This window comes from Geobacillus sp. B4113_201601 (assembly GCF_001587475.1).
In the GTDB taxonomy this organism is placed as follows: domain Bacteria; phylum Bacillota; class Bacilli; order Bacillales; family Anoxybacillaceae; genus Geobacillus; species Geobacillus icigianus.
The window spans coordinates 77,707-102,356 of sequence record NZ_LQYX01000094.1 but is presented as its reverse complement, the minus strand read 5'-3'; the positions used below and the strand labels follow the sequence as shown (position 1 = coordinate 102,356).

Here is a 24,650-nt window from a genome sequence, read left to right as displayed (position 1 = left end):
ATGGCCGCTGCTTTGTTTGAGTATGCCCAAATTTATGGAAGGCGTATGTATAATTTTGGATAATCAACACTCGTGGTTTCTTTCATTTTTTCCTATTTCAAAATGGAAAACCGCCCCCGTTACTCGGAAGGCGGTTCGTTCGTGCGGACGATGCGCATCGGGCAGCCGGCGACCATGGCTCCGGGCGGGACGTCTTGATGGACGATGGTGCCGGCGGCGACGACGGCGCGGTCGCCGATCACGACGCCGGGCAAAATGGTCGAATTGGCGCCGATCATCACCTCATCGCCGATCACCACATCGCCGAGGCGGTATTCGTCCACTAAATATTCGTGGGCGAGAATCGTCGTGTTGTAGCCGATGACGCAGTTGCGGCCGATGCGGATTTTTTCCGGGAAGAGAATATCCGGCATGACCATAAAGGCGAGCGCCGTTTGCTCGCCGATCTTCATGCCGAGAAACGTGCGGTACAGCCAGTTTTTCAGCGGCAAAAACGGCGTGTAGCGCCCGATTTGGATCACGATGACGTTTTTCAGCACTTTCCAAAACGAGACGGTGCGGTACAATTGCCAGAGCGAGTTCGCCCCGCAGACGGGGTATTTGGTCGTTCGTCTCACCGGGAGGACGCTTCCTCCTTCCATTCGTTGATGCCGACAATGGCCAGCAAATCGCTCATTTTTTCCAACATATAGTCCGGTTCATATTGTTCCAAATACCCGCGCCCTTTAATCGCCCAAGCGACGCCGGCCGTTTTGACACCGGCGTTTTTGCCGGCCAAAATGTCGTGGTAGTTGTCGCCGACCATGAGCGCTTCGTCTGGTTTCGACTGAAGCGCCTCAAGCGCCTTATGAATCGGTTCGGGGTCCGGCTTAGGGCGGCTGACGTCATCAAGACCAATGACGCATGAGAAAAACGGCTCAAGCCGCGTTTTTCGCAAGCCCATGAGCGCCGTGTCATGCATTTTCGTCGTTACGACGCCAAGGCGAAATCCATGGCGATGCAGCGTCTCGATCGTCTCATATACGGTGTCAAACTCGCGGATCAGTTCGTCATGGCGAGCGTGGTTGAACGTGCGATACGTCTTCACCATCTCCTCAACCCGCTCCGGATCGAGCGAGCTGAACGTCTCGTACAGCGACGGCCCGATGAACGGCAAGACGTCCTCACGCCCGTAGCGGCCCGGGTAGTACTTCTCCAGCGTATGCAAAAACGACTGGATGATGAGCTCATTCGTATCAATCAACGTTCCGTCAAGGTCAAATAAAATCGTGCGAATCGTCATGATGCAGCTTCCTTTCTCATCGGGTGTTCAAAGCGGCGCCAAAGGAATGCGACCGCCATCGTCAACAGCACAGCCGTAACGAGGCGAATGACCAACAACGGCCAGACCGAGATGCCAAGCGGAACAAAAATGAGCGTGTCCTCGACAACGGCATGGCAAGAAACGAGAAAAATAAACGCCAACGTCAAATCGCGCTTCGAGACGCCGTCTTCTTTCGCCGCCTGAATCATCACCCCCGCCCCATAAGCGAGGCCAAACACAAAACCGGCCGCGAGCGTGAGCGACGTGTTCGCGCTCATACCGAGCATCTTGGTCACCGGCGCCATCCAGCGCGAAAACGTCTCAATCCAGTGGCGTTCTTTCAACACTTGAATGATCGTCATTAGCGGAATGACAATCGCGACCAGCTGCACGATGCCGGTGGCCGCTTTTTTCAGCGCCGCCAACGCGATCGCCCCCCAGCCGACCGGCGGTGCAGCCTCATGTGTTATAAAGCCGTATTGGGCGGCCTCATGCCCCCCGTCCCATAAATGAGCGATCAGCAACCCGGATACAACGGCCAAGCCAATGCGCACGGCGAGCATGAGCCAAACGCTCATTCCCGTGCGCGAGGCGACGGAAGACTCAACGATCAAGTTATGGGAAAAAGAAAGCATGATCGCCAAAATCAATACTTCTTTCACCGTAAACTCAATCGTCAGCATCGCCCCGATCGCCGCGTACAACCCGAGCAGATTGCCGAGCACCAGCGGCACGGCCGCATCGCCGGATAAGCCAAACCACTTCATCAGGGGAGTGACAAGGTCGATCAGCCATGAAAATAAAGGCGTCGGCTGCAACAACGCCAAAACGAGCGTCACCGGAAAGATGATTTTGCCAAGCGCCCATGACGTCTTCAGCCCGGCGATGACGCCGCGCTGCAATGTTCCCACCATATCTCCTCTCTCCTTCGCTTGTCTTCATGCCGCCGTGCGGCCTTTTCACCGCCCCTTTCCCTAGTCACCCGTCAACGGACCAAGGCGGTTACTCGTCTTGATATCTTGCTTCGGCCCATCCTTTCGCCCGGCGCACGATCCACAGCGCGATCGACAGCACGATCAACGTCACGGATACGACTTGGGCCGCGCGCAGACTGCCGGCCAGCATCAAGCTGTCGGTGCGCATCCCTTCAATCCAGAAGCGGCCAACCGAATACCAAATCAAATAGGACAAAAACAGCTCGCCGCGCCGCAAATTGACACGCCGCAGCCAAAGAAGCAAGAAAAAGCCGGCGAGATTCCAAAGCGACTCATACAAAAAGGTCGGATGCCAATAACGGCCGTCAATGTACATTTGATTGATGATCCAATCGGGCAAATGCAAGTTTTCCAAAAACGCGCGCGACACCGGACCGCCGTGCGCTTCCTGGTTCATAAAGTTGCCCCAGCGCCCGATCGCCTGCCCTAAAATGATGCTCGGGGCGGCAATATCAGCAAGCTTCCAAAACGACAGCCCGCGCACGCGGGCGAACACCGCGCCGGTCGCTACCGCCCCGATCAACCCTCCGTGAATGGCAAGGCCTCCTTCCCAGATTTTCGGAATCTCAGAAAGATGCTTTGAATAATAGTTCCATTCAAACAGCACGTAGTACGTCCGCGCGCAGACAATGGCGATCGGCACAGCAAACAGCACCAAATCGACAAACGTCTCTTTCGCCAAGCCGCGCCGCACCCCTTCGCGCGTCGCGAGCCACAGCCCGATCAAAACGCCGGTGCCGATAATGACCCCATACCAATATATTGTAATTGGACCAAGGTGCAAAAACACGCGGTCAAGCGGCTGAATCGCAGACTCCATCTTTCCACCTCCTATGTTGCGTATCAGGCAAGGACGAATGCCGCGCTCAAGATGCCTCCAATGCGCACGAAGGCGGCTTAAATCACGGGGGAACGAACGCTGTTGTCTCCCGCCACCGTCCCCGTTCGCGGTCCACTGTTAAAAAACAAATGCCACCGCTCAGGATGCTTCCAATGCACTCGAAGACGGCTTAAATCACGGGGAACGCCGTTGTCTCCCACAACCCGCCTCCTGTTCGCGGCCCGCCGTTACTCGTAATCGGGCGCTCCATCCTCGATGGCATCGCTCAAGCGCGCCGAAAACTCCTCAGCGGCGTTGACGCCCATGCGTTTTAACCGGAAGTTCATCGCCGCCACTTCCACGATGACGGCCAAGTTGCGGCCGGGGCGGACCGGAATGGTCAGTTTCGGCAGTTCGGTATCCAATATTTTTACTTTTTCTTCCTCGAGCCCGAGCCGGTCGTACTGCTTTTCCGGATCCCACAGCTCCAAATCGATGACGAGCGAGATGCGCTTATGCGTCCGCACCGCTCCTGCGCCGAACAGCGTCATCATATTGATGATGCCAAGCCCACGAATTTCCAGCAAGTGCTCGATCAACTCGGGCGCGCTGCCGACCAACGTGTCCTCGTCTTCTTGGCGGATTTCCACGCAATCGTCGGCGACCAAGCGGTGGCCGCGCTTCACGAGCTCCAGCGCCGTCTCACTCTTGCCGACGCCGCTTTTGCCGGTGATCAATACACCGACCCCATACACATCGACCAGCACTCCATGCACCGCGGTCGTAGGAGCGAGCTTGCTTTCCAAATAGTTCGTCAATCGGCTTGAGAGCCGGGTCGTTTTCATCGTCGAACGCATCACCGGCACCGACTGGCGCTCGGACGCTTCGATCAGTTCGGGCGGCACCTCAAGCCCGCGCGAAACGATGATCCCTGGCGTAATGTCGGTACAAAGCCGCTCCATCCGCGACCGTTTTTCTTCCGGCGTCAACGTTTCGTAAAACGACAGCTCGGTCCGCCCAAGCAGCTGCAAGCGCTCGGCCGGATAATAAGCGAAATAGCCGGCCATCTCAATGCCCGGCCGTGACAAGTCGCTCGTCGTAATCGGGCGGTAAATGCCCTCAGCGCCGCTGACGAGCTCGAGCTGGAACTGTTCGATGATGTCTTTCGTCCGCACTTTTGGCATACTCGGCCTTTCTCCCCTTTCCTCATCTTTTTCCATTGTAGCACGTTTCGTTTCGTCATTAAATGGAAAACAACGGCGAAAACAAAATCGGGACGGCTTCCCCGTCCCGATTCAGCCCCCGTCGAACCGAAACGATGCGCAACGCACCGTCTAGGCGCCGCTCCGTTCCGCGTCTCGATCGATTCACGCCGCGGCGGAAAACGACGGCGCCCCCTTCATCAATCGCGCTTCCGTTACGAGCGGTCGCGCAGCGGCTCAATAATCGCCTTTTGCACAAGCAAATGGAAAAACGACAACACGATCGACGCGAGCAGCGCGGTGCCAAAACCGCCGATTTGAAACGCATCTCCCATCAACCCGGCCGTCATCATAAGCGTGATGGCGTTGATCACAAACAAAAACAAACCGAGCGTTAACACCGTTACCGGCAGCGTCAATAAAATGAGGACTGGGCGGACGACGGCGTTAAGCACCGCCAAAATGAGGCTGGCCACAAACGCCGCCCCCACCCCGCTGAAATGAATGTCGTCAAAATAGCCGTCAATCGCCATTAACAACACCGTATTTACGACAACTCCGATCAACCAATTGAGCATGGCCTCACCATCTTTTCTGTAATCTTTCGCGTTGAAACGCCATCATCTGCCTATGTCGCCTTGAATCGACGGCCATCATCATTTCTATTTTAACACTTGAATTCCTTTAATGACATTCCAAATCACAACCACAAGGTTCACCACCCCGGCCACAAGAAAGCCAAGCCACACGACCCCACTGCTAAACAAGAACGACCCCTCGTTCCAATGGCCAAACAAGAGCGGCGAGGCGGCGAAGGCGATGAACAAGACAATGGTGGCGGCTGGAATCAAATGCGACACGAGCGACCGCTTCGCATGGCGTTTCACTTCCATATCCTCAACGACGAAATAAACGACGATCGGCAAAAGCAATGGCGCGAAAAAGACGCTAAAATAACAAAGCGCTGATACCATTTTATTCGTTGACATTGACAATCCCCTTTCCCACGTGTTCGTTTTGTATATACGATCATCATCAGGGAAAGTTTCCCGCCGTTGAAAAAAAAGATAGCGCAGCCACTTCCTCCACCGCCGGTTGAAAAAAGCGGCAAAGGCCTTTACGCCTTTGCCGCCTCATACCGCGCCTGCATGCGCGCCCGGTCGCGTTCCAAAATCGGTTTCAAATAGCGGCCGGTGTAGGAAGCTTCGACCTCGGCCACGTGTTCCGGCGTGCCGGCCGCGACAATTTGCCCGCCGCGGTCGCCGCCTTCCGGACCTAGGTCAATGATGTAATCGGCCGTTTTAATGACGTCCAAGTTATGTTCGATGACGAGCACCGTATCGCCGTTGTCGACCAGCCGGTGAAGCACATCAAGCAGCCGGGCGATGTCGTCGACGTGCAGCCCGGTCGTCGGCTCGTCCAAAATGTAGAGCGTCCGGCCGTTCGAGCGGCGGTGCAGCTCGGCAGCGAGCTTGACGCGCTGCGCCTCGCCGCCGGAGAGCGTCGTCGCCGGCTGGCCGAGCTTCATATAGCCGAGGCCGACATCGTACAGCGTCGCGAGCTTGCGTTTGATTTTCGGGATCGAAGCGAAAAAGTCCAGCGCATCTTCGACCGTCATGTCCAGCACGTCGGCGATGTTTTTTCCTTTGTACGTCACCTCAAGCGTTTCGCGGTTGTACCGTTTGCCGTGGCATACTTCGCACGGGACGTACACGTCCGGCAAAAAGTGCATTTCAATTTTGATGATCCCATCGCCATGGCACGCCTCGCAGCGCCCGCCTTTGACGTTGAAGCTGAAGCGCCCTTTTTTGTAGCCGCGCACTTTCGCTTCGTTCGTAGCGGCAAACACGTCGCGGATGTCATCAAACACCCCGGTGTACGTCGCCGGATTCGACCGCGGGGTGCGTCCGATCGGCGATTGGTCGATGTCAATCACTTTGTCGAGATGCTCAAGCCCGCGGATGTCGCGATGTTCCCCCGGTTTCGCTTTCGCCCGGTGCAGCTTTTGCGCCAGCGCCTTATAAAGCACTTCGTTCACAAGCGTGCTTTTGCCCGAGCCTGACACCCCGGTGACGGCGACGAACGTGCCGAGCGGGATGTTCACCGAGACGTTTTTCAAGTTGTGCTCGCGGGCGCCGACCACCTCGAGCCACCGTCCGTCCGGCTGGCGCCGTTCGGCCGGGAGCGGGATGAATTTTTTCCCGGACAAATATTGGCCGGTGAGCGAGTTCGGATCGTTCATCACCTCTTCCGGCGTGCCGGCCGCGACGACCTCGCCGCCGTGGATGCCCGCCCCCGGACCGATGTCAATCAAATAGTCGGCCGCGAGCATCGTATCTTCGTCATGTTCGACGACAATGAGCGTATTGCCGAGGTCGCGCATGTTTTGTAACGTCGCGATCAGTCGGTCATTGTCGCGCTGATGCAGGCCGATCGACGGCTCGTCGAGCACGTACAAGACGCCGGTCAGCCGCGAGCCGATTTGCGTCGCCAAGCGGATGCGCTGCGCCTCGCCGCCGGAGAGCGTGCCCGCCGAGCGGCTCAGCGTCAAATAGTCGAGGCCGACGTTTTGCAAAAAGCCGAGCCGGTCGCGAATTTCACGCAAAATGAGGCGGGCGATTTGCGCTTCTTTTTCCGTCAGCTCGAGACCGTCAAAAAAGGCGAGCGCCTCGGTCACCGACATGGCGGTGACCTCGCCGATATGCTTGCCGCCGACCAAGACGGCGAGGCTTTCTTTTTTCAGCCGGTAGCCTTGGCACGTCGGGCACGGCTGTTCGGCCATATACTTTTCCATCTGCTCGCGGATGTAATCGGAGCTTGTCTCGCGGTAGCGGCGCTCGATGTTGCGCAAAACTCCTTCAAACTCGATGTACTGTTCACGCACTTGGCCGAAATCGTTCGTATAACGAAAATGAATGACTTCCCCGCCGCTGCCGTGCAAAATTTTATCGAGCTGCTCTTTTGGCAAATCTTTCACCGGCACGTCCATCGGGATGCCGTAATGGCGGCACACGGCTTCGAGCAGCTGCGGGTAGTATTGCGAGCTTTGCGGCTCCCACGGAGCGATGGCGTGCTCCTTCAATGTCAATTCATCGTTCGGGATGACAAGGTCGGGATCGACTTCGAGCTTCGCCCCGAGCCCGTCGCAGTCCGGGCAGGCGCCAAACGGGCTGTTGAACGAGAACAGGCGCGGCTCAAGCTCCCCGATCGAAAAGCCGCAATACGGGCAAGCGTGCTTTTCGCTGAACAAGAGCTCTCCTTCGCCGATCACATCGACGATGACTTTGCCGTCGGCGAGCTTCAAGGCTGTCTCCAGCGAGTCAGCGAGCCTTGCCGCGATGCCGTCTTTCATCACAATCCGGTCGACGACGACCTCAATCGAATGCTTTTTGTTTTTTTCCAGTTCGATGTCTTCCGTTAACTCGCGCATCTCGCCGTCAATGCGGACGCGCACATACCCTTGTTTGCGGATATCGTCAAGCACTTTCGCGTGCGTCCCTTTTCGTCCCGAGACGATCGGCGCCAAAATTTGCATTTTCGTCCGCTCCGGGTACGCGAGCAGCCGGTCGACCATTTGCTCGATCGTCTGCGATTGAATTTCGATGCCGTGCGTTGGGCAGAACGGCCGGCCGATACGGGCGAACAACAGCCGCAAGTAGTCGTAAATTTCCGTCACCGTGCCGACCGTGGAACGCGGGTTGCGGCTTGTCGTCTTTTGGTCGATCGAAATGGCCGGCGACAATCCTTCGATCGCATCGACATCCGGCTTGTCCATCTGCCCTAAAAACTGGCGGGCGTACGCCGACAACGATTCGACGTAGCGCCGCTGCCCTTCCGCGTAAATCGTATCAAACGCCAGCGACGACTTTCCCGAACCCGACAGCCCGGTCAATACAACAAGCTTGCCGCGCGGGATTTCGACGTCAATGTTTTTTAAGTTATGGGCGCGCGCCCCTTTGATGATAATTTTCTCCATTCCCGTCACCCTTCCGCTTTCAACTCGAAAATGGCATCACGCAGCTGGGCGGCCCGCTCGAAGTCGAGCGCTTTGGCCGCTGCTTTCATTTCCGCCTCGAGCGTTCGAATCAGCTCTTCCCGCTCCTGCTTCGTCATCTTGGCCGGCGCCTTCGCCTCGTACGTCTCCGTCTCTTCCGCCGCATACGTCGCGCGGATGACGTCACGAATCTCCTTTTTCACCGTGCGCGGCACGATGCCGTGCTCTTGGTTGTACGCTTCCTGAATCGTCCGGCGCCGCTTCGTTTCTTGAATGGCAATTTCCATCGATTTCGTCACTGTATCGGCGTACATGATCACATGGCCGTTCGCGTTGCGCGCCGCGCGGCCGATCGTCTGGATGAGCGAACGCTCCGAGCGCAAAAACCCTTCTTTGTCGGCGTCCAAAATGGCGACAAGCGACACTTCCGGAATGTCCAATCCTTCCCGCAGCAAGTTGATGCCAACAAGCACATCATATTTGCCGAGCCGCAAGTCGCGGATGATTTCAATGCGCTCCAGCGTTTTGATTTCCGAATGCAAGTAAGCGACTTTGATGCCGGCTTCTTTCAAATAATCGGTCAAGTCTTCAGCCATTTTTTTCGTCAACGTTGTGACCAACGTCCGCTCGTTCCGCTCGACCCGCTCGCGAATTTCGCCGATCAAATCGTCGATTTGCCCGTTCGTCGGACGGACGTCGATCGTCGGATCCAACAGCCCGGTCGGGCGGATGATTTGTTCGACAACGCCCGGGCTATGCTCAAGCTCATACGGCCCCGGCGTCGCGGAGACGTAAATAATTTGCTTGATTTTTTGCTCGAACTCTTCAAACGTGAGCGGCCGGTTGTCAAGCGCCGACGGCAGGCGGAAGCCGTGGTCGACGAGCACTTGCTTGCGCGCCCGGTCGCCGTTGTACATGCCGCGCAGCTGCGGCAAGGTGACGTGCGACTCATCAATGATGATCAAAAAATCGTCCGGAAAATAGTCAAGCAAGGTGTACGGCGTCGAGCCCGGCGGCCGCAGCGCCAAGTGGCGCGAGTAGTTTTCGATGCCGGAACAAAAGCCCATCTCGCGCATCATTTCAAGATCATAGCGCGTCCGCTGCTCGAGCCGCTGCGCCTCCAAAAGCTTCCCTTGCGCGCGCAGTTCGGCGAGCCGCTCCTCGAGCTCTTGTTCGATGTTTTGAATGGCGAGCCGCATTTTCTCCTCGCGCGTGACAAAGTGCGACGCCGGGAAAATAGCGACGTGCTCACGCTCGCCGAGCACCTCGCCGGTCAAGGCGTCCACCTCGCGGATGCGGTCGATTTCATCGCCGAAAAATTCGACGCGGATGCAATGTTCATCGCGCGACGCGGGGAAAATTTCGACGACATCGCCGCGGACGCGGAACGTGCCGCGCCGGAAGTCGATATCATTGCGGTCGTATTGGATGTCAACGAGCCGCCGCAGCAACGCGTTGCGCTCGATTTCCATCCCGACGCGCAATGAAACGACGAGCTCCCGGTATTCTTCCGGCGACCCTAAACCGTAAATGCACGACACGCTGGCGACGATGATGACGTCCCGGCGCTCAAACAAAGCCGATGTTGCCGAGTGCCGCAATTTATCGATTTCATCGTTGATTTTCGCGTCTTTTTCAATGTACGTATCCGTCTGCGGCACGTACGCTTCCGGCTGATAGTAATCGTAATAGCTGACAAAATATTCGACGGCGTTGTGCGGGAAAAACTCCTTCAGCTCGCTGTACAATTGGCCAGCGAGCGTTTTGTTGTGGGCGATGACGAGCGTTGGTTTGTTGACTTGGGCAATCACGTTCGAGATCGTAAACGTTTTGCCCGTCCCCGTCGCCCCAAGCAGCGTTTGGTGCTTCACTCCCTGCCGCAACCCGTCAACGAGCTTGGCGATCGCCTGCGGTTGATCGCCTTGCGGTTGATAAGATGAAACTAGTTGAAAACGGCCCTCCACCGTTCCGCCTCCTTCTCCGTACCATCTTTCCCCATTGTACCACATCGGCTCCATCGGCGCATCAAAAATGCGAACTCATATTCGTACCAATCCGTTCAGCGTTTTCCATCGCTCCCTCTTTCCTGCACTTTCGGGAAGAAACCGCTGTCTCAAGGAACAAGACGAAGCGCCCCATCAACAGACAGAGGCGCTGGCATCAGTGCAGCGGGGCGCAGACGCAGAGCAACGACATCTCGATTTTGCGGCCATCATCGCCCTTTTTAGCAACGCCAAAAAGCGGACTGGTTCCTTCTTCCCCGTCCGCTCCTTTAGAGGCTGGTGATTTAATAGTACATACCGATTCCTAGCATCGTTTCTCCAATAGAGAAACGTTGTATCATCAGCGCTTCTTTTCACACGTTCATCCATTGATCGGAAAAAACAGCTATTTCCGCCGGCCTTGTTAAGGTCGATGAAAAACCGCTGTTTGCCTTGATCGATGGAACAAGTTTTTCTATATTAAGAAACGATTCCGAGAAGCGGCTGCGCGAGTCCATCACCGGCTCCGCTTTGCTTGCTTCACCGCCCACCGGCGGGAAAAAGCGTTGATCATCACAGCCGCGCCGCCGGCCATCGCCCTTCATTTTTCCTTCAAGCGCTCAAGCATGCGCCCTGCCCACAAAAACCCGGCTATCGTGGAAGCAACATCGGCCACGATTTCATGAAACTGGTCCGTATACCCTTTCAGATAAGAAGCTACAAGCAGGGCGACGGTCAACAGCACCGCGATGTACCGATTGTACGTCACCCGCGCGAACAACAACACTAAGAGACACGGTATGAAAAGCGCCGCCAAAAACCACATGATTGTCTTCTCCTTTACGAAACAGCTTCCGATGCCAAGGAGCCGCGCTCACGGACGAACAGCAGCCCAAGCTCATGGTGTTCATCCTCATAGAGCGCCCCTTGGACAAAGCGAACTTCCCCGTTATCGCCGATCACTTCCAATTTGCAAAATGCGCGGTTGCGCTGGAGCGCTTCGTAAAACTCCGCCTCCGTCCGCACTGGCACCCCGTTCGTTTTGCAGATCACTTCCCCAATCGAAAGCCCCATTTTTTCCGCCTTTGACCCCGGCAGCACCCCGACGATGACCACTCCGTGCGGATGACGGGCAAAGCGGGGTGGGGAAGCGCTGTCGGCGCGGCGGCCAGAAAAAGCGATCCATTCACGCCCGATGACCGCCACCGCTCCCGCCGCCACCGCCAGCGGCGCATACCATACGCTTCCTGTCGCCAACACGGCAACAACGCCGGCCAGCAGCAGCACGAGCCGCCCTTCCCGACGCGCCGCCTCGGGCGGCCGCACATGATGGCGACGCTGAGAAAACCCGATCAGAAACGGAACAAGCCAAAACGAATGCCCTTCCCCGCCGACAGCAAACGGCCACCATGGAAGCGACGGCAGCGAGCCGCCAGCCATCGGCAACACGACCGGCACAAACCAGAGGCGCTGCACCCATTGCCGGCCGATGGTCATTCCCCGCTTGCTTTTCAAAAGCTGCGGCGAAGCGGGCTCCGTTCGCGTCCGAATGATGAGCCATCCTTCAGCCGCCAACAGCAACGTCAGCCACAGCGCCAACACCGGCGCTGCTTCTACGCCATCGCGAAGCCAAGGAACAGCCATCCTGCCGCGCTCGGCCATCGCGAGCACGAGCAGCGTCCCCCCCAGCGTATACGCCGCCGACAATAGCCGCGCTTCCATCGTCAAGCCAAGCAGCACCGTGAGCGCGGTCACCGTCCAAACGACCTCCTTCGGCACGACGAGGCCCGCCCCAAGCGCCACCGCTGACAGCACCGCCCCCGGAAGCCATCCGCTTGTCCAAAGCCCCCGCCATTCTTTCCATGGACTGTAGACGCGCACGTGAAAATCGTGGCGCTCGCGCTTCACCCGCCGCCAACCGGCGGCCAAGGCGAGCAAGGCGCCATAATAAAGGAGCGGCTGCCGCCATACCGCCGCAATCCCTTCTAGCCATTCAAGCCCCCATGTCGCCATCAACGTTCCCCCTTGTTTCGTTCACCGTTCTTTACCTTTTATTCTACCAAATGGCCGCGACAAATCCTATGCCTGCCGCCATCTTTTTTCCCATGTGGCGAAATGCCGTCCTTTTCGGCTTTCTTTGTCGAATCGCCACTAGTTTTGTCGGTCAGGAAGGAGTTCGCGCCCTCAATGAAAAAAAGATAGAACAAGAAGGAGAAAGGGAGGAGTGAAACGATGGAAATAAAAACGACCGATGTCGCCGCCCGTCTTGGTGTTTCACCGAAAACCATCCAACGCTGGGTGCGGAAGTATGACATCCCGCTGCGCAAAAATGAAGCCGGCCATTACTTGTTCGATGAAAACACGATCGCTTTGTTGGAGCGCGTCAAATTCGAACAAGGCGCGGCCTTGGAACGGCCTGCAGCCGCGCGGCACCCTTCCGCTGCAGCGTCGTTGCCAACCGACAACCAACCGAAACAAGAAGCGCCGTCGCCCACGCTCGACGTTTTGCGCCAGCCATCCTTCGAACCGGAAATCGCCCGCATCTCTTCGCGCCTTGATCAACTCGAACAGCAGCTCGGCCAAAAAGCCGACGACGTCGTCTCCGTTCAATTGCTGCATCACCGTCGGGAAATGGAAGAAATCACTGCCCGCCTCGCCGCGCTCGAACAGCTCGTCGCCCGGCTCGAGCAACAGCTGAATAACAAGCCGCCATCATCCCACGAACCGCCTCAACCACCAAAGCGAAAACGGCGCGGCCTCGGACGGGTGATCGGTCTGTTCGCCTAGCCGGTTGCTTCAGTTCCGGCCGCGCGGGTAGCTAACTGACCGTTGGCGGTGAAAGAGCAACACGCAAGCCAGCAGCCAATCGAAAAGGCCGGTGATGGAAGAAGGGAGTCTAAGGGCAACCTGACTTGCTCCATTTGAGCAACCTTGCCAACATACACGTCGAAACACTGGCGGTTGGGCGCAAATCAGCACGTTTCACCGGCCTTCTAACATACGATGAGGATTGAACAATGCCTATTCGCAACATCGTGTTTCAAAATGAAATGCTTTGTTCAGCTCCTGTCTTCCACATCTAATGAGGGCGCAAGAGAGGGTTCAACCAACTAGGAGGCACCCTCTGGCCCCTTTTTCTCTGCTGTGACCACCGTCAAGCATGAAGATGGACAAAGCGAGTGATTGTGGCCCAAATCATGAAGGTAGATAAAAAAGGGAAGCTATATAAGTTGCAATAAAGAATTTCCGAGTTTTCGTTGCAGGTTTCATCTAAATACAAGCCAATATCAGAGTAATCAGCGGGATGGAAAACAAAATGGCAACTTAATATATTAGGTTGTAATAAAGAATCTCCGGTCTCCATGTCCCATCTTATCACCTGACAAGTTGGCACCGTGACAAGAACGGCGAACAACGCCATGGAAAACAAAATGGCAACTTATATAGACTGTTTTTTCACCTTGATCCCCGCCGTCCTCCTTAGGCTTAGCGACCGCGGCTCCGTTTGGGGGACGGTGGTGGATTCTAATCGTTCTCCCGAAGGCTTCGGCCGGTTGAAGCGGGCTTTTTTGCTTGGCCTTCACCGCTTCTTTACCTCTTTCTTATCATTTCTTAATCATTGCTTCGTATAATGTCGGATGTTGCGATGATTTCGCTTTTCGAAAGGAGGGAAGCCAGACGTGGAACGGAACGAACGAAAGGCGCTCATCGCGGCATGGATCATCTTGGCGGCCTATCTGTCCCCTCTATATCTTCTCGGGGAACATGCCCATATTCGTGTCCATGACAACATGGATTCCAACATTGCTTGGTATCGGGTGCTGGTCCGGAGCGGCGAGCTGTTCGGCCCCATCGACGCCGTCATCCCGCAAGTGATCAACGGCCTGCCGCGCAACGCCTTTGGGACGGAATTCAGCGGCATCGTGTGGCTGCACGCCTTATTCCCTTCCATGGTGGCGTACGCGCTCAGCCAGACGATCACGCGTATTTTCGCTTTTTTGGGCATGTATTGGCTGCTTCGCCGCCACTTTTTGCCGAATCCGGAATCATGGCTGATTCGCGTCGGCGTCTCCCTCGCCTTCGCCCTGACGCCGTTTTGGCCGTCCGGGATGCTGAGCACGCTCGGCATGCCGCTGGCGCTATGGGCATTTCTTTCCATCCGCAAAGGGGAAGCGACGTGGAAAGAGTGGCTTGCGATCATCTTGCTTCCGTTTTACGCCAGCTTTGTGCTCGGATTTTTCTTTTTCCTCGCCGCGATGGGGGCGGTGTGGTTGTTTGACGGCGTTGTCCGCAGGCAATGGAACAAACGATTGTTCACAGCGATTGTCTTGATGACCAGCTTGTTTTTAGCCATCGAGTACCGGCTCGTATACTCGCTTGTCTTCGATGGCGAACCGACGAGCCGAAACGAATTTCTTTCTTCACGGCTCAGCTTCCTCCACTGTCTGCGGCTGACGCTAAAAAACTATGTGCTCGGCCATACGCATGTAATGACCGTTCACGGGCCGATCATCTTGCCGGTGCTTTGGGCGGCGTTTTTTCTCGTTTGGCGCCGACAGCGCGGACCATTGGAGCGGCGCTTTCTTTTGCTGTTTTGGTTGAACATCGCCTTATCGACTTGGTATGCGTTTTGGTTTTACAAAGGGTGGCAGCCGCTCAAAGAGCGGATTTCGCTTTTGAATACGTTCAATTTCGCCCGCTTCCATTTTTTGCGGCCGATGGTCATTTACCTTGATTTTGCCTTGGCCTTGCAAATCATCGCCAAAGAGCGCGCGGCGTGGCGGCGGCTCGTACCGATCGCCCTGACGTTGCAGTTGCTGCTGCTTGGCGGATTCAACGAGGAAATTCGCTATCGCCTCGCTGGCACACCATCGTTCGAGCAATTTTATTCTGAACATTTGTTTTCAGAAATCAAACGATATATCGGCAAGCCGGTATCCTCCTACCGCGTCGCCAGCGTTGGGCTGCATCCGGCCATCGCTCAATACAACGGGTTTTATACGCTCGATACGTACAACAATTTTTACCCGCTGTCATATAAGCGGCAATTTCGGCGTATCATCGCCAAGGAACTGGATAAAAACCCGGTGCTGAAAGACTATTTTGACCATTGGGGCAACCGCGTCTATTTGTTCTCGGCAGAGCTTGGAAAACATTATATGTTCACGAAACGATCGCATAAAGTCATCCATCATTTCGAGATCAACACAAAGGCATTCAAACAGCTTGGCGGCAAGTACATTTTTTCCTCCGTCCCGATCATGAACGCCCGCGACATCCATCTCCGCTTCTTGCGGGCGTTCACCGATCGACAGTCAGTATGGAAAATTTATGTGTATGAAGTGGAGTGAAAGGAGGCAAGAAACACATGATGGACAAACCATTGTTGGCCATCGTCGTCCCATGCTACAACGAAGAAGACGTGTTGCCGGAAACGACCCGGCGGCTGACCGCTTTGCTTGAGCAATTGCTCGAAGAAGGAGCGGTCGCCATCGGCAGCCATGTCGTTTTTGTCGATGACGGCAGCCGCGACCGGACATGGTCGCTCATTGAAGAAGAAAGCGAGCGAAACCCCTTCGTGGCGGGCATCAAGCTCGCGCGCAACGTCGGCCATCAGCGGGCGCTGCTCGCCGGGCTTGACACCGTCCGCGCGTACGCCGATTGCGCCGTGTCCATTGACGCCGATTTGCAAGACGATGTGGAGGCGATCCGCGAATTTGTGCAAAAATACCGCGAAGGATACGACATCGTTTACGGCGTGCGGCGCAGCCGAAAGACAGACACGTGGTTCAAGCGTACGACCGCCCAAGCCTTTTATCGGTTCATGCAGGCGCTCGGAATCGAGCTCATTTACAACCACGCCGATTTCCGGTTAATGAGCAAGCGGGCGCTCGATGAGCTGAGCCGCTACACAGAAGTCAATCTCTTTTTGCGCGGATTGGTGCCGCTTGTTGGGTTCCGCTCGACATGCGTCTTTTACGACCGTCATGAGCGATGGGCCGGGCAGTCGAAATACCCGCTCAAAAAGATGCTCGCCTTCGCCTTTGACGGCATCACCTCCTTAAGCGTCGCACCGATTCGCGCCATTACTTTGATCGGTTTTGCCGCCTTTCTCATCAGCGGAGCGGCCGGGTTGTACGCTCTCATCAGCAAATGGCTCGGACACGCGAAATCCGGCTGGACGTCGCTCATGATTTCCGTTTGGTTTATCGGCGGACTCGTGCTAATGAGCCTTGGTCTGATCGGTGAATATGTAGGTAAAATTTACCAAGAAGTAAAACGTCGTCCGCGCTTTGCGATCGAAACGACCGTCCAGCTGCCGCTTCCGGCAGAACAGAAAAAAACGCCGGCGCGCTTATAGAACAGAAAACAGCGGTCCCCGTGCGGCAGAAGCAGCCAGTGCGTTATATTAGCAACGAAAGAGGGTGTCCCGATCCTTTGTAGGGACACCCTCCTTCTCTTGCGTTGCTATATATACGGTTCTGCCTCACGATATGGGGCGCGCCTTTTCGCTCCCCCTCTTTTTCATCCCGTCCAGCCGTGATCGAATCAAGAGACAACGCCGGCCATCGCGCTTTCCCTCACGAGAGCCATTGATCGATGAACGCCTTTTTCCTCTCCGCACGACAACCCGGAAGCGGCCGGAGCGTGTCAGCGCGGAAAGGCTGTGAACTACCCGTCACCTCCGCTTCGCTTGGGGAGGAGGCTTCTAGCGACTTGTGCGCGTTCACCGAACGGGAAGCCCCACACAAGTCCCCTTTACGCTTTCCCTCGCTCCGAAGGCGTCCGCTCGAACAATCGATGACCACATCCGTCGGCGATCGCCAACCGACATTCCTCTCCCACCTACTCATTGGTTTTTGCCCTGTATATTCCCTTGAGGTGGGAGACTTCTGTCGGAAATTACGTTAAATCGAAAAGCGGTTTTCCCGCTTGCTCACCCGCGCCGGGCCGATGACGAAAACAGCACCTCCAGCGCCTTTTTGAGCTGCATGTCATGGCCAGGGTCGCGCACCGCCTCTATGATTTTCGCCTGCAACAGTTGCGCTGTCGTGTCATCGATGTGGCCCGTGACCGGCAGCTTGTTTGCTTTTTGGAAAGCTTTTACCGCCTGTTCCGTTTCTTTGCTGAAATAGCCGTCAGTGCGGCCCGGGTTGAAGCCAAGCCCTTTTAACATTTTTTGCGCATTGGCGATTTGCTCATCGTTCATATCATACTGAAACGGTTTTTCCACATGAAGCGGAGCGACGTGAAAGTAGTCCGGCTGAGCGACCGCGACGTCCGGCTTGATTCCTTTTTTATGAATCCAATGTCCGTCCGGGGTCAGCCATTTGTACAGCGTCAATTTGATGTTGCTTCCATCGCCCATCGGGATCGCTTGCTGCACCGTCCCTTTGCCGAACGTAGTCTCGCCGACGAGCGGATAGCCCCCCGCTTCCTTCATCGCTCCGGCCAAAATTTCCGACGCCGAGGCGCTGCCTTGATCGACAAGAACGACAATCGGGTACGGCTTTTTCGCCGTTAGGTCGGAGTAAAATTTTTGCCGGTCGCCGTCGCGTTCTTCGATTTGGACATACGGTTTGCCTTTTGGAATCAGCTGTTTTAACATTTCCTCCACACTTTGCAAATAGCCGCCCGGATTGCCGCGCACATCAATGATTAAGCCGTCAATGTGTTCAGCTTCCAGCTTCGCCAATTTCTTTTTAAAATCGGCCGCCGTGTTTTCCGAAAACGACGTAATTTGCAAGTAGCCCGCTTTTTTGCCTTGGTACGTTTTGATCGAGTCGTACACCGTCTGAATAGGAATGGCATCGCGGACGACTTTGACTTTCATGACATTTTTCGCACCAGGACGCAAAATGTCCAGCTCGACCGTCGTCCCCTTTTTGCCGCGGATTTTCAACACCGCTTCATACAAGTCAAGCCCTTCCAAGCTTTCCCCGTTGACGCGCAAAATCTGGTCATTGGGCTTCAATCCTGCTTTCTCCGCCGGTGAATTTTTGATGGGGGCGACAATCGTCACTTTGCCGTCAATCATGCTGACTTCAGCGCCGATCCCTTCAAACGATGAATCGAGCGATTCATTGAACTGTTCGGTCGTTTCCGCATCCATATACACCGAATACGGGTCGCCGAGCGTGTGAATCATCCCTTGAATGGCGCCTTCCGTCAGTTTGTCTTCATCGACCTTTTCCACATATCGATTTTTGATAAGCTCATACGCTTGACGAATTTTTTTCATTTCTTCATCATCGCCCGCGGATTTGGACAGCTCATCGGCCACAATCGTTGAAAGCGCTCCTTCCGGCGGGCGATCGGCCCACTGCAAGCCGACGTACGTGCCCCCTGCCCCGATGAGCATCGACAGCGCCATTAGCGCAGTCATTGTCGTTTTTTTCACGTCGTTTCCTCCTCACCCTGTCCCATATATGAAAAGCACCGCTTATCGCCGTGCCAAGGCTTTATTTTCATCATATGTCAAGCTTGTACCGAGTATGATACCATGCCGCCCATCCCTCTTACTAGTTTACATGCTCGCTTTTGATTTCTCAACCGATACAGAACGGAAAAAAGAGGCACCGCTCGCCCTTAACGGCGAACGATGCCGGTGCCGGCCGACATCCGCTCCACGCCGCCAAACGTCGTCACAGCTTTATGCCCCGTGCTGTCTTCATGTTGCAAATACCCCTTTAACTGACACAATTTCCATCTCTATGTGCGGGTGAGCGCCAAAACCAGCAAGCGGCGCGACGAAATCGTCGTTTCCCCCCCGCAGCGGGCCAAATTGAACGTTGTTCGGATCGCAATACTCGTCAAACGAAAAACTATAGTACGTTTTTAGCCAACCGTAATCGGCATGATAGCGGGATGAAGCCCGGTCAATCTGAATCATCATTTTCCTCGCCTTCATTGGCGCTCATTCCCAGCTTGCAAGCAGCGCCAACGCTATCCAATGACGAAATCATCGCCAAAATTCACCGTCCTCCAAGAAAAAATGCGCAACTGGCCCATCGCAAAGCGATCGACGAGTTGCGCCTCCCTTTTCATTTCAGCGAATTAGAACGCGATGTAATTGCGCGGGTCAACGGCGTTCGTCTTGCCTGGGTTCCACTCGCCGCGGTGAAGTTCAAAGTGCAAGTGCGGGCCGGTTGAATCGCCGGTGTTGCCCATGTATCCAATGATTTGCCCTTTTTGCACGTGCTGACCTTCGCCCACGAGCCGCGCTTCAAGGTGAGCATAAACGGTCGTATACAGTTGGCCGTCGATGATATGGCTGACAAAAATGACGTTTCCGTAGCTGCTAGAATAGTAGGAACGGAACACAACCCCGTCGGCGGCGGCAACGACCGGAACGACCGGAGCCCGCTTGCCGATATCGACTCCCGGATGGAAGTCCGTGCCGCCAAACCGGTACCCAAAACCGGATGTAATCGGTCCGTTGGCCGGACGGGTGAACGCCCCGCTCGATACCGGGGGGACGCTGCCGCCCGATCCTTGGTCAGCCAACGATGGTGATAAATATGTACGTGCCCGCTGCTTCGCGGCTTCCTCTTCCGCTCGCTTTTGCCGCTCCAGTTCGGCGAGCTGCTGCTTTACGGCTGCTTCTTGCTTGGCAATCAATTCGTTTTGTTCTTCAAGCGCCAACTGATGTTCGTGTTCCTCTTCTTCTTTTTGTTTTAAATCAGCCATCAATTGATTTTTCTGTTCCAGCTGACCGGCGAGGCTTGCTTGCAGCTGTTTGAGCTCCTGCAAGTCCGCTTGCAGCTTGTTCCGCTTTTCCGTCAGTTCGGTTTCTTTTTTCTCTTTGAGCGCTTTATCCGCCTCTTGCTCGCGGACGATTTGCTGGTCCGCTTCCATGATCGTCGTCACCGCGCTCATGCGGTCGATGAAGTCGCTGAAGCTTTGCGCGCCCAGCAGCACTTCCAAGTAGCTGATCGCTCCACCGCTTTCTTGCAGCGACCGAAGCCGCTCCTTTAAAATCTCATTCCGCTTTTCAATCCGCTCCTGAATTTCGGCAATTTCTTGTTTCAATTGGGTAATCGCTCGCTCTGTTTGGTCGATGTCAGCGCTGACGTTGCGGATTTTTCCGCTCGTCTCCTCAATAGCGACGTTCAGCTTCGCGATGTCATTGGCGACTTGTTTTTGCTGCGACTGGAGGGACTCGATGTTTTTTTGCGACTCACTAATTTTCCCCTGCACTTCCGACCGCTTGGAGCGAAGCGCGTCGATTTCGCTTCGCTTTTGTTGAATATCGCGAGAGCTGACGGCATTGGCCGCAGGCGGCAAAACGCCGAGCCCAAGCGCCGCGGCAACGGCGAGCGCCATTACGTTTTTCTTTTTCATCTCGCTTCCCCTCTCCCTGCTAAATTGGATTGTTTATACCTTCAAAAACTTGCGCACAGACATCACGCTTCCCCAGACACCGATGACAGCGCCAATGGCCAGCAGCAAAGCGCTTAGCTGCCAGATGAACGGGGAAAACGGAAGAAGCTCAAACAGCTGGAGCGCAAACTGATGCTCGTATACATGGTAGACGTTATAGTAGACGACCGCCAACGCCGTGATCGGAACGATCGAACCGAGCACGCCAAGCCACAATCCTTCCAAGAAAAACGGCCAGCGGATAAACCCGTTCGTCGCCCCGACGAGGCGCATAATCTCGATTTCGCGGCGGCGGGCAAAAATCGTAATTTTAATCGTGTTGGAAATGAGAAACATCGCCGTAAACAGCAAGCCGGCAATCAGCACCAACCCAACGTTGCGCATCACTTTTAGCACATTAAACAGCTTTTCAACCGTTCCTTGTCCGTAGTTCACTTTATGAACAGACGGGAGCGTTTCAATTTGCTTGGCGATTTTCACCGTGTCTTGCGGACGGGCGGCTTTGACGACATACACATCGCTGAGCGGGTTTTGCTGCTCAAACAGACGGAACGCCGTCCCTTCCTCGCCCATGCTTTTGATCAGCCGCTTCAGTTCTTCATCCTTCGAGGAATAACGGACATCTTTGACGTTGGGAATGGCTTCGATTTGCCGACGCAACGCGTCTTTTGCTTGACGGTCGGCGGTCAACTCGATATGCACGCGGATTTCGACATCATTTTCTACTTTTTTGGCAAAATAGTTAATGTTGAACATAACGGTGAAAAAGACGCCGACGAGCAGCAGCGTCACGGTGACGGCGCTCGCAGAAGCAAACGTCATCCAGCCGTTGCGGCCGAGACTTTTGACGCTCTCCCGAACATGGCGCTTGAACGTGTTAAGCGTCATAGCCGTATTCCCCCCTCGCCTCGTCACGGACAATTTTTCCGTTTTCGATGGCGATGACACGCCGCCGCGTCGCATTGACGATTTCCTTATTATGGGTTGCCATCACAATGGTCGTTCCTCGTTCGTTAATTTTCTCAAACAACTCCATAATCCCCCATGATGTTTCCGGGTCTAAATTTCCTGTCGGTTCATCGGCAATGACAATTTTCGGAGAATTGACGATCGAGCGGGCAATGGAGACGCGCTGTTGTTCGCCGCCGGACAATTCGTTCGGATAAGAGCGGACTTTATGCTTGAGACCAACGAGATCAAGGACTTCCATCACCTTTTTGCGAATGGCTTTCGGCGACTCTTCAATCACTTCCAAAGCAAAGGCGACGTTTTCATATACATTGAGTTTAGGAAGCAGCTTAAAATCTTGGAAGACAATGCCGATTTGGCGGCGCAGCAACGGCACTTTGTTATCTTTGAGCTTTGCGAGGTTCACTCCGTTGACCATGATGCTCCCTTTCGTCGGCTTCTCCTCGCGGTACATCATTTTGATAAACGTCGATTTGCCCGCTCCACTAGGTCCAACGACATAGACGAATTCTCCTTGTTTGATGCGGACATTGACGCCGTTTAATGCCACAACGCCGTTCGGATATGTTTTATATACATCTTGCATTTCAATCATCGTCATCACCTATTTTTCGACGCACTTGTTGTCATTTCTCGAGCTGTTTCGAACGAATCTAGCAAAATTTCACAAGGATTATTATAACACGATTTTCTTCTGTCGAATTTTACATTTATATTTCAAATAATGATAGGAAAAAAGTCGCAGTTCTGCAACCATGCCTATATGCGAAAACAATTGCTTGAGCGCCGGATCCTTTTCCATCAACGCCCTTCTGGAAGACGGGTGAAAAACCGCTTCTTCTCCTCGGTCGGTGAGTGAACACGCAAACAGAAGGACCGATGGGACAAGGTGTCTCGATTTGAGAAACGATATACGGAAACAGTATGAGCGAGAATCACACTCCTGCAAGCGCACGCCGGCTTTTACATCGGCGAGATGAGGAAACGGTGGGCGAGAATGCCTCGATTTTCCACGCTCATAAAAAAACATCGCCCTGTTCGCATTCGAACAAGGCGACGTCTCACTTTTTTCGCTCGGCGGCGATTATTTTTTGGCGGCCAGCCACTCGGCTACTTTATCGGCCTCTTCGCCTTTGATCACCCCCCCAGGCATAATGCCGCGGCCTTTGGCAATAATGTCTTTAATCTGATCCTTCGAATACTTGCTCCCTACCTTTTGCAAGTTCGGGCCAGCCCCTCCTGACAAATCTTGCCCGTGACAGGATGCGCAGTTTTGTTTGAAAATTTGTTCGGCGGACGCTGTCGTCTCCCCTCCACTTTTGTTGCCATTGTTTTTGTTCTCAGCGTTATCTCCTCCGCCACCACATGCCGCCAAGGTGAGCGAAACTCCGAGAAACAGCGCAGCCCATTTCCACTTCATGGTGAACTCCCCCTAAAACATTGGTTTCTCATATGTATTATAACCGATTTTTTCTCTTTTACGTACGCTGAAATCCCTCGCCAAGCACCTCAGCGGCGTTGGCAACAACGACAAATGCGGTCGGATCAATGGTTCGGACGATTTGTTTCAATTTCGTGAACTCCGATTGAGCAACGACGCACATCAACACCGGGCGCTCATGTTCCGTGTAACCGCCGTACGCCGGCAGCCGCGTCACCCCGCGGTCGATTTCGTGCAAAATGGCGCGCCGCACTTTCTCTTCTTCGTTCGTAATGATCAGCGCGATCTTCGAGTAGCCGAGTCCGACTTGAACGAGGTCGATCGTTTTGCTTGTCACATACAGCGCAATCAGCGCATAGAGCGCCCGTTCGATATCAAATACAAACGCCGCGGTCAACACGATCAAACCGTCGATCAAAATGACGCACATCCCAAGCGACAGCCCGGTATATTTATGAATGATTTGCGCCGCTAGGTCGGTGCCGCCCGTCGACGCCCGACCGCGAAAGACAATGCCAAGGCCAAGCCCAACACCGATGCCGCCAAAAATCGCGCCAAGAAGCGGATTCGTCGTCGCCGGCTCCATCTCTTTCGTCAAATAGACCACAAGCGGCAAAAACACCGTCCCCACGAACGTTTTCACGCCAAACTGCCGGCCTAATAACACGACGCCGGCGATAAAGAGCGGGACGTTGAGCGCCCATTGGACATACGCCGGCTCAATGCCAAACAGCGCATGCATAATCGTGCTGATGCCGCTCACTCCGCCCGAGGCGATCCGGTTCGGCAGCAAAAACACGTTAAACGCCACCGCGACGATCGCCGCGCCAGCGAGCACGTATCCATACTCCAACGCCGCCTCGATCGCCGGAGAAACGGTTTTCTCTTTTCGTTTCCGCATGCTTCCCCACCTTCCTTTGTGAGTATAGCATGCCCGTTTTGACAAGTAAATGACAGCCGATTAACGCGATATCGATCTACTATGCTAAAGGGAAAAAGGACGATCCGATGATCGCCCTAGCCAAAAAATACAAGCCTCAATACACATCCCCACGGTTGCCGATCGCCTCAATATAGATGATTCGTTCTTCATGATCGATACGAAACAATACACGATATGTTCCGATTCGCAGCCGATATAATCCATCCTGCCCCTTCAACTTTTTAATATCCCCCTGCGGTGGGATCGCTAGCAGACCTTGCAACCCAGAGGCCAACCGTTCTTGAACCTCTTTTTCTTGCCTAGCGATGAATTTGACTGCGGCCCTATGGTAAATCAACTTGTAGCCCGAATTCACGCTTGGCTTCTCCCCCGATGATATATCCTTCATCGCTTTGCAACTGCTGGCGCTCTTCTTCCGTCAACGTTTCTTCTTCATCTGTTTCGTCAATCCGCTCCCATACCATTCGTTCCTTTCTGGACCGATCAAGCAGGTACATCAAAAAATCGTACGCTGTTTGATGATCCGTTTCATCCAACCGTTCAATCAGTTCGTAAAGCACTTGTTTGCGCACCGCCAAAGCCATCGCCCTCCTTTTGCCTTTCGTTACCTTCAGCATA

General features: G+C 54.8%; 24 protein-coding genes and 1 pseudogene. 3 read left to right on the top strand and 22 right to left on the bottom strand.

Features of this window, described 5'->3' with window-relative positions; translation table 11 throughout:
* Nucleotides 1–119: 119 nt before the first annotated feature.
* The 13 genes from B4113_RS13785 to B4113_RS13725 all read right to left on the bottom strand — a co-directional run bounded on the left by B4113_RS13785 (nt 120) and on the right by B4113_RS13725 (nt 12,309).
* On the bottom strand, nt 120–617 hold the full coding sequence (locus tag B4113_RS13785; protein WP_033017782.1) for a DapH/DapD/GlmU-related protein: 498 nt from the start codon (nt 615–617) through the stop codon (nt 120–122).
* Nucleotides 614–1,282 carry a pyrophosphatase PpaX gene (ppaX, locus tag B4113_RS13780; protein ID WP_061912581.1) on the bottom strand — a complete coding sequence of 223 codons (669 nt, stop codon included), beginning with the start codon at nt 1,280–1,282 and terminating at the stop codon, nt 614–616. The genes B4113_RS13785 and ppaX overlap by 4 nt, the downstream gene beginning before the upstream one ends.
* The gene (locus B4113_RS13775) at nt 1,279–2,217 is read right to left on the bottom strand and encodes a nucleoside recognition domain-containing protein (RefSeq protein WP_033843076.1); all 939 of its coding nucleotides are present in this window, start codon (nt 2,215–2,217) and stop codon (nt 1,279–1,281) included. Before B4113_RS13775 ends, ppaX begins: the two co-directional genes overlap by 4 nt.
* 88 nt (nt 2,218–2,305) lie before the next feature.
* Nucleotides 2,306–3,118 (bottom strand): prolipoprotein diacylglyceryl transferase, encoded by an 813-nt coding sequence (gene lgt, locus B4113_RS13770; RefSeq protein WP_033843075.1) that lies wholly within the window; start codon nt 3,116–3,118, stop codon nt 2,306–2,308.
* A 248-nt stretch (nt 3,119–3,366) separates the two neighbouring features.
* A complete protein-coding gene (gene hprK, locus B4113_RS13765; protein WP_061912580.1) occupies nt 3,367–4,302 on the bottom strand; it encodes an HPr(Ser) kinase/phosphatase in 936 nt (311 codons plus the stop codon).
* A gap of 58 nt (nt 4,303–4,360) precedes the next feature.
* A complete protein-coding gene (locus B4113_RS13760; protein WP_061912579.1) occupies nt 4,361–4,561 on the bottom strand; it encodes a hypothetical protein in 201 nt (66 codons plus the stop codon).
* Nucleotides 4,536–4,898, bottom strand: coding sequence for a phage holin family protein (locus B4113_RS13755; protein WP_033017797.1), 363 nt, complete (start codon nt 4,896–4,898; stop codon nt 4,536–4,538). The genes B4113_RS13760 and B4113_RS13755 overlap by 26 nt, the downstream gene beginning before the upstream one ends.
* A gap of 84 nt (nt 4,899–4,982) precedes the next feature.
* Nucleotides 4,983–5,309, bottom strand: a complete 327-nt coding sequence (locus B4113_RS13750; protein WP_061912578.1) for a DUF4870 domain-containing protein — start codon at nt 5,307–5,309, stop codon at nt 4,983–4,985.
* A gap of 128 nt (nt 5,310–5,437) precedes the next feature.
* Nucleotides 5,438–8,296 carry an excinuclease ABC subunit UvrA gene (gene uvrA / locus B4113_RS13745; RefSeq protein WP_061912577.1) on the bottom strand — a complete coding sequence of 953 codons (2,859 nt, stop codon included), beginning with the start codon at nt 8,294–8,296 and terminating at the stop codon, nt 5,438–5,440.
* 5 nt (nt 8,297–8,301) lie between these two features.
* Nucleotides 8,302–10,278, bottom strand: coding sequence for an excinuclease ABC subunit UvrB (gene uvrB / locus B4113_RS13740; RefSeq protein WP_153017160.1), 1,977 nt, complete (start codon nt 10,276–10,278; stop codon nt 8,302–8,304).
* A gap of 392 nt (nt 10,279–10,670) precedes the next feature.
* Entirely contained in the window at nt 10,671–10,901 is a 231-nt protein-coding gene (locus B4113_RS13735; RefSeq protein ID WP_061912575.1) for a hypothetical protein, read from the bottom strand.
* Nucleotides 10,898–11,122, bottom strand: coding sequence for a CsbA family protein (locus B4113_RS13730; protein ID WP_033017804.1), 225 nt, complete (start codon nt 11,120–11,122; stop codon nt 10,898–10,900). The genes B4113_RS13735 and B4113_RS13730 overlap by 4 nt, the downstream gene beginning before the upstream one ends.
* Nucleotides 11,123–11,136: 14 nt before the next feature.
* The gene (locus B4113_RS13725; protein WP_061912574.1) at nt 11,137–12,309 is read right to left on the bottom strand and encodes a PDZ domain-containing protein; all 1,173 of its coding nucleotides are present in this window, start codon (nt 12,307–12,309) and stop codon (nt 11,137–11,139) included.
* Between the two features lie 219 nt (nt 12,310–12,528).
* On the opposite strand from B4113_RS13725, the gene B4113_RS13720 reads away from it, so the two are divergent.
* From B4113_RS13720 to B4113_RS13705, 3 genes are all read left to right on the top strand, one after another.
* Nucleotides 12,529–13,083: a MerR family transcriptional regulator gene (locus B4113_RS13720; RefSeq protein WP_061912573.1), complete on the top strand. Its 555-nt coding sequence runs from the start codon at nt 12,529–12,531 to the stop codon at nt 13,081–13,083.
* An 893-nt stretch (nt 13,084–13,976) separates the two neighbouring features.
* Nucleotides 13,977–15,647: a DUF6044 family protein gene (locus B4113_RS13710; RefSeq protein ID WP_033017812.1), complete on the top strand. Its 1,671-nt coding sequence runs from the start codon at nt 13,977–13,979 to the stop codon at nt 15,645–15,647.
* Between the two features lie 17 nt (nt 15,648–15,664).
* Nucleotides 15,665–16,657, top strand: a complete 993-nt coding sequence (locus B4113_RS13705) for a glycosyltransferase family 2 protein (RefSeq protein WP_081897161.1) — start codon at nt 15,665–15,667, stop codon at nt 16,655–16,657.
* A gap of 576 nt (nt 16,658–17,233) precedes the next feature.
* Here the strand turns inward: B4113_RS13705 and B4113_RS13700 are convergent.
* From B4113_RS13700 to B4113_RS13660, 9 genes and pseudogenes are all read right to left on the bottom strand, one after another.
* Nucleotides 17,234–18,697 carry a S41 family peptidase gene (locus B4113_RS13700; protein ID WP_033017814.1) on the bottom strand — a complete coding sequence of 488 codons (1,464 nt, stop codon included), beginning with the start codon at nt 18,695–18,697 and terminating at the stop codon, nt 17,234–17,236.
* Nucleotides 18,698–18,894: 197 nt separating this feature from the next.
* A pseudogene (locus B4113_RS13695) lies at nt 18,895–19,189 on the bottom strand (pirin family protein); the annotation flags it as partial.
* Between the two features lie 164 nt (nt 19,190–19,353).
* Entirely contained in the window at nt 19,354–20,640 is a 1,287-nt protein-coding gene (locus tag B4113_RS13690; protein ID WP_033017815.1) for a murein hydrolase activator EnvC, read from the bottom strand.
* A gap of 33 nt (nt 20,641–20,673) precedes the next feature.
* Nucleotides 20,674–21,567, bottom strand: coding sequence for a permease-like cell division protein FtsX (gene ftsX, locus B4113_RS13685; RefSeq protein WP_033017817.1), 894 nt, complete (start codon nt 21,565–21,567; stop codon nt 20,674–20,676).
* The gene (ftsE, locus tag B4113_RS13680) at nt 21,557–22,243 is read right to left on the bottom strand and encodes a cell division ATP-binding protein FtsE (protein WP_033017819.1); all 687 of its coding nucleotides are present in this window, start codon (nt 22,241–22,243) and stop codon (nt 21,557–21,559) included. The genes ftsX and ftsE overlap by 11 nt, the downstream gene beginning before the upstream one ends.
* Nucleotides 22,244–22,732: 489 nt before the next feature.
* Complete coding sequence (gene cccB, locus B4113_RS13675; RefSeq protein WP_033017821.1) at nt 22,733–23,068, bottom strand: cytochrome c551; 336 nt, start codon at nt 23,066–23,068, stop codon at nt 22,733–22,735.
* A 58-nt stretch (nt 23,069–23,126) separates the two neighbouring features.
* Entirely contained in the window at nt 23,127–23,990 is an 864-nt protein-coding gene (locus tag B4113_RS13670) for a YitT family protein (protein WP_033017822.1), read from the bottom strand.
* A 136-nt stretch (nt 23,991–24,126) separates the two neighbouring features.
* Entirely contained in the window at nt 24,127–24,387 is a 261-nt protein-coding gene (locus B4113_RS13665; RefSeq protein ID WP_033017823.1) for a type II toxin-antitoxin system RelE/ParE family toxin, read from the bottom strand.
* Nucleotides 24,356–24,616 carry a hypothetical protein gene (locus tag B4113_RS13660; protein WP_081897160.1) on the bottom strand — a complete coding sequence of 87 codons (261 nt, stop codon included), beginning with the start codon at nt 24,614–24,616 and terminating at the stop codon, nt 24,356–24,358. The genes B4113_RS13665 and B4113_RS13660 overlap by 32 nt, the downstream gene beginning before the upstream one ends.
* Nucleotides 24,617–24,650: the final 34 nt, after the last annotated feature.

Bases quoted from the DNA above. Each gene is read 5' to 3' on its own strand.
- B4113_RS13725 (WP_061912574.1), bottom strand. From the start codon at position 12,309: ATGGCGACATGGGGGCTTGAATGGCTAGAAGGGATTGCGGCGGTATGG.
- B4113_RS13660 (WP_081897160.1), bottom strand. From the start codon at position 24,616: ATGGCTTTGGCGGTGCGCAAACAAGTGCTTTACGAACTGATTGAACGG.
- B4113_RS13755 (WP_033017797.1), bottom strand. From the start codon at position 4,898: ATGCTCAATTGGTTGATCGGAGTTGTCGTAAATACGGTGTTGTTAATG.
- hprK (WP_061912580.1), bottom strand. From the start codon at position 4,302: ATGCCAAAAGTGCGGACGAAAGACATCATCGAACAGTTCCAGCTCGAG.
- ftsX (WP_033017817.1), bottom strand. From the start codon at position 21,567: ATGACGCTTAACACGTTCAAGCGCCATGTTCGGGAGAGCGTCAAAAGT.
- B4113_RS13720 (WP_061912573.1), top strand. From the start codon at position 12,529: ATGGAAATAAAAACGACCGATGTCGCCGCCCGTCTTGGTGTTTCACCG.
- B4113_RS13690 (WP_033017815.1), bottom strand. From the start codon at position 20,640: ATGAAAAAGAAAAACGTAATGGCGCTCGCCGTTGCCGCGGCGCTTGGG.
- cccB (WP_033017821.1), bottom strand. From the start codon at position 23,068: ATGAAGTGGAAATGGGCTGCGCTGTTTCTCGGAGTTTCGCTCACCTTG.
- ppaX (WP_061912581.1), bottom strand. From the start codon at position 1,282: ATGACGATTCGCACGATTTTATTTGACCTTGACGGAACGTTGATTGAT.
- B4113_RS13750 (WP_061912578.1), bottom strand. From the start codon at position 5,309: ATGTCAACGAATAAAATGGTATCAGCGCTTTGTTATTTTAGCGTCTTT.
- B4113_RS13730 (WP_033017804.1), bottom strand. From the start codon at position 11,122: ATGTGGTTTTTGGCGGCGCTTTTCATACCGTGTCTCTTAGTGTTGTTG.
- B4113_RS13705 (WP_081897161.1), top strand. From the start codon at position 15,665: ATGATGGACAAACCATTGTTGGCCATCGTCGTCCCATGCTACAACGAA.
- B4113_RS13670 (WP_033017822.1), bottom strand. From the start codon at position 23,990: ATGCGGAAACGAAAAGAGAAAACCGTTTCTCCGGCGATCGAGGCGGCG.
- B4113_RS13735 (WP_061912575.1), bottom strand. From the start codon at position 10,901: ATGAAGGGCGATGGCCGGCGGCGCGGCTGTGATGATCAACGCTTTTTC.
- ftsE (WP_033017819.1), bottom strand. From the start codon at position 22,243: ATGATTGAAATGCAAGATGTATATAAAACATATCCGAACGGCGTTGTG.
- uvrA (WP_061912577.1), bottom strand. From the start codon at position 8,296: ATGGAGAAAATTATCATCAAAGGGGCGCGCGCCCATAACTTAAAAAAC.
- lgt (WP_033843075.1), bottom strand. From the start codon at position 3,118: ATGGAGTCTGCGATTCAGCCGCTTGACCGCGTGTTTTTGCACCTTGGT.
- B4113_RS13775 (WP_033843076.1), bottom strand. From the start codon at position 2,217: ATGGTGGGAACATTGCAGCGCGGCGTCATCGCCGGGCTGAAGACGTCA.